Genomic DNA, 4588 nt, shown 5'->3' on the forward strand with positions numbered 1-4588 from the left:
AGCCCATGTAACACGATGTTGACGTCCGTGCTTGGAAACACATACGACAAACCATTTTGAACTGCGCCCAAGCCCCTGGTTGAGAGAAGATAGTCCACGCCGTAACGCAGACCATCATTCAGCCGCACCTCGGCGACAATGGCTTGGATGAGGACCTGTCGCGGCTTGACATCGAGTTGACGGATCGCGGCCTCCACGATCTTGGAATCGTGCGGTGCTGCGAGTACCACGAGCGCGTTCTGTCCGGGGTCCGCTTGGATCTGCACCGGCGCCGAGAGGCCGAGACGCTTTGCTGATATCACCGTTTCGTCCGCAGGAAGCGTTCTCGAGACGGTCCCATCTGGGATTTCGGCTGGCAAAGTTGACACGTTGACCGGCAGGCTGGCTGGATTGGATGCGCCGCTTCCCGCCGCCGGGTTTCCGAACGTTCCCATGGGCTGTGCGCGCGGGGCAGCACTGGGCGCCTCAGCGCCGAAGGTTTGCGCCAGCACATGCGCCGCTTCCGAAGCCCGACGGTACTGCAGCGGATGCACGTGGATGTTTGCCGACGCCTCAGACGCACTATCCAGTTTGACGATCGCCTGGCGGACTTGCTTGAGAGTTGCACGGTCTTCTGCCACAACAAGGATACCATTCAGTCGCTCTAGCGCAGCAAATTGGACAGGCCCTCTCTCTCCGCCCTTCTGCGCAAACAACAAGCTGAGTTCTCGCTCAACGTCGGCCGGGCTCGCCTCAGACAGCGTATATAGCGCGAATGACTTGTGAAGCATGACGTCGGTGTCAAAAAGGCCGACCAATTCCTGCACAGAACTCACGGATCCCGGCGGCCCACTGACAACAATGCCCCCCCCTCCGGGCGCTGGCGTGAGGCGCACACCCTCCTCCAAGTTAGGTCGGATTACCCCGATGACCTCAGCCGGATCGACATACCGTACAGGAATAACTTGAACGTTGCTCTGCATGCCGCCGGCGAGGTCGATCAAGCGCCCCACCCGAACACCTTGATCACCTGCTGCCAGTCCATAGCCGTACGGCGCCAGTGCTCTGTCAAGCAGCCGCGGAACCTCACTCGCGGCCACTGGGCCGGCTGTATGAAGGGTCATTTTCCCTCCAACGCCAGGATCGACGATAACGGGCATGCCCATGACGTCGCCCACGATATCCTGCACCACCTGGCGAATGTCGGCACTGGTATAGTCGAAGCTGACGCGCTTTGTATCGGACACCACCGGCAGCTTCCGTTCCACTGTCGCTGGAACTGGTTGCGCTTGCCTTTGCCCCAGCATCTCAAAGCCTTTAGTTTGTGGTCCTGGAGTTTCTCGCAGAGACCCGGAGCCCGGCTGAACGAAGGAGGGCGAATTCAGCAAAATCCCGCGCTCGGCAGTCGCGCTTCTGGCGGAGCATCCCGCTAGAGACAACAGTAGACATAGGAGAGAAAGCAATAACGTATTGCTGCCCGCAATAGCCATCAGTTCAGCCTGTAGTTGACAATATCCAGAAGCGAAACAGCGCCATCCGCGAATCGCTATTTACGGTATCGATCCGCGCCTTGAGATTGGAGATCGCTGTCAACATCTTGTGCTGGCGATTCTGCTCCTCGTCTCATCGTCCGCGTCTCACTTCGGAAAGCGTTTCAAGAACATCCTTGAGCATCGTTTCATATGAGGACTTGAATTCACTCTCACCTCGCGCGAGAGCGCATCTTGGTGGCCTCCGCTTCCAGCTTTACCTGGTTCTCCTGCTTAATCGTCGTCCCCCCTGTTTGAGCCGGCGCCTCCGATCTTGCCGACCTCGAATACCCAAAGTGGCCAGCGAACAAGCAAGGACGATGGAGATCGTATTGAAAGTGGCCAACCACTTGGCCTGATTCTCCGCCATCCCGGCTCTTCGCAATGGCCTGCGTCATCTTGTCGATGATGCCCGTCTCGGTCAGGGTCCCGACGGCGACTGCCAATGCTGCCGTCGAAAAGGCGAGAACGCCGCCGGTGATCGCTGCCGCCACCGTTGTCAGCGCGACTGCAATCCATCCAAATATCCTCATGACACTCGAAGTTTTCTTCGCCTTCCTCAACTTCTCGGCCGCGTCGGCAATGTTTCGGCCGATCTTCTCGTTCTCCTGCTTTTTGCAGTTCACTCCAGTGCCGGAGGCAGGAATGGCTCATCGAGAAGATACGGAATGCCCCACGATTTCGAGATTCTTTGGGATATCACGAGCCAGAAGGCGTTGCGCCCGTAACCATTAGTCACCACATGGAATTTCATTACCACTGCCCGACCATTCGTCTAGAGACAACAGTAAACAGATAACGGTATCTGCAATAGCAAGCCACTCACCCTACATGACACAAACAATAACACATAGAATCGCAGGTCGACGTAAGTATTTCAACAACGCAATCGGCCAATGTTCTGGGCTCTTTACCTGATATTGGCGAGGATGTTCTCCTTTGATTTGTTGTCCTTGCTCAACAAATTGGTCGCGAATTCAATGCACTGATTTAGTTTGTCCATCAGGGACTGCAGGCGTATCAGCGCCATCTGCGACTCGCTATTGACGGTATCGATGCGGGCCTTTAAATTTGAAATGGCACCGTCGAAATCCGCCTGACAACCGGCTCCATCGCGGGCGATAGCGATGCCGTTATCGACCATCCACGGAAAGACACCTTGGGTCTTGCCTTGTGCGTCCACAAACGCGCCATACCCATGAAATGCCTTGTCGTCATTGGGCCGGTTGGCGCGCAGCGCGGCCAGAGCGGAGTTGGCGTTTTTCAGCCAATCGTTCCGCGTCTGCATTTCGTCGAATTCGTCTCTAACCTGAACCTCGAGATTATTATACCGTTCTATCTGGAGCAGCAACGCCGACGCGAACAAGTCGCCTCCATCCCCAGGGATATTTAACACATTGCTGGTTGCTAAATTAGATTGACCCTGGATGCTAGTGATCAGCATTCCTATTCCCTTTCCGGTGCAGGCTTGACTGCAACTCTCATCCCATGTTGGCGATTTTACTCCTCGTTTCAGCGTCCGCGCGTCTCACTTCGGAAAGCGTCTGCAGGACATCCTGGATCATCGTTTCATATGAGGACTTGAATTCACTTTCATCGTCGGCGCGAGAGTGCATCTTGGTCGCCTCCGCTTCCAGCTCTGCCTGTTTCTGCTGCTCAATCGTCGCCCCCATATTTGAGCCGGCACCTCCGATCTTGCCGACCTCGGTTATGCCCGTGGAAACGCCGCTCCAAGTCATCGTCGCTTCTTGAGCGACTTGGTTCGCTCTATAGATCCTAGCCTCGTCAACGGGCGACGGAGTCTCGGTGGCCAGCTTAGGAGCCGGCTCGCTTAGCTCGGCCTTAGTGCTCACCTCGGAGTCGGAGGACTTCAAACCGCCGATCTCCTCGATCTCCTCATCGAATCGTGCCTGTGCTTTGCTCGCACCCTTGAGGCTAGTGCCCGCCTCGTCAACGAGGGGGGGATTCTCGGTGGCCAGCTTAGGAGCCGGCTCGCATAGCTCGGCCTTAGTGCTCACCTCGGAGTCGGAGGACTTCAAACCGCCGATCTCCTCATCGAATCGTGCCTGTGCTTTGCTCGCACCCTTGAGGCTAGCGCCCGCACCGGCTATTGCGAAGGTGGAGGTTAGGAGGGTGCCGACCAGTTGTAATAGCCCAGAAGCGCGAAGGGCCTTGGCAGCGGCGTCCTGCGCCGCGATGTCACTGTCACGCGCAGCCTGCCGGTCCAATCTCGCAGAGTTGCGCAACTCCAGATTGAGCCTGTGCAGCAACGCGCCAACTGCATGTATGTCAACTGAGACGAGCCGTGCTCCCAGGGCAGTTTCCGCAACATTCTTTTGCACGGCGATGTTTCCAAGTGTTGGCGAACCCACAGATGCCAATTTTCGGGGATCGGCCGGCGTTGATACGGCTTCGCCGTCACTCATACTAATGCCATTAGACGTCGCGGGCATGGGCGAGAAGGGCTGTTCTTGCACGGCACCGCCCGACAGATGGTGGCCGCAAACGCGGTTTGTTTGTTCGATACTGTTTAGCATGCATACTCTCCTAGTAGGCATTGGACAGCTATGATGGCCGTCAGGCGAAATGCCGTATGACAGTTGAGGCGGCTCTGCTCTGCTCCTCGATCGCATCGACAACTCTTTGCGTCATGGTGTTCATGCCGCCGATCAACTCTCGGATGCGCGAGATCTCATCCTCTTGAAGCTCCGCCAGCCTGGCGAGGAATTTCCTGATGTCCAATGTCTCTGCCTGGGCGTCCGTCGCCTGCTTCTTCTGGATTCCGCTCGCGATCCCTGCCGAGGCCGCGGCTAGCGAAGCGGTGACTTCGCCCGCGCGAGCCGCTGTCGCAATTAGCTGACTTCCTATAACAATCTTCACTACCTGAGTGGTCTGGCTGGTGATCTTCGTGGCGATGCTTGCCGCCGCGCTCGCCCCACCAGACACGGCACCCGTGCCCAAACTAGCCAGCGAACAAGCAAGGACGATGGAGATCGTAGTGAAGGTGGCCAACCAGTTGGCCTGATTCTCCGCCATCCCGTGATCTTCGATGAGGCTCTTCGCAATGGCCTGCGTCATCT

5 protein-coding genes are annotated in these 4588 nt (G+C 57.1%); all 5 read right to left on the bottom strand.

The genetic code is table 11. The annotated features are described in order from the left end of the window. Positions 1 to 1247: secretin N-terminal domain-containing protein (locus tag EOA60_RS19800; protein WP_206628172.1), on the bottom strand; the 1247-nt coding region annotated here is incomplete at its 3' end. A 434-nt stretch (positions 1248 to 1681) separates the two neighbouring features. Then, entirely contained in the window at positions 1682 to 2134 is a 453-nt protein-coding gene (gene sctE / locus EOA60_RS19805) for a type III secretion system translocon subunit SctE (protein ID WP_127335567.1), read from the bottom strand. Between the two features lie 284 nt (positions 2135 to 2418). Next, positions 2419 to 2952: a hypothetical protein gene (locus tag EOA60_RS19810; protein WP_127335566.1), complete on the bottom strand. Its 534-nt coding sequence runs from the start codon at positions 2950 to 2952 to the stop codon at positions 2419 to 2421. Positions 2953 to 2989: 37 nt separating this feature from the next. After that, a complete protein-coding gene (gene sctB, locus EOA60_RS19815) occupies positions 2990 to 4045 on the bottom strand; it encodes a type III secretion system translocon subunit SctB (RefSeq protein ID WP_128311768.1) in 1056 nt (351 codons plus the stop codon). A gap of 40 nt (positions 4046 to 4085) precedes the next feature. Then, on the bottom strand, positions 4086 to 4588 hold a 503-nt coding region (locus tag EOA60_RS37695), incomplete at its 5' end, for a hypothetical protein (protein ID WP_164899416.1).

Source organism: Mesorhizobium sp. M1A.F.Ca.IN.020.06.1.1, from assembly GCF_004023265.1.
In the GTDB taxonomy this organism is placed as follows: Bacteria; Pseudomonadota; Alphaproteobacteria; order Rhizobiales; family Rhizobiaceae; genus Mesorhizobium.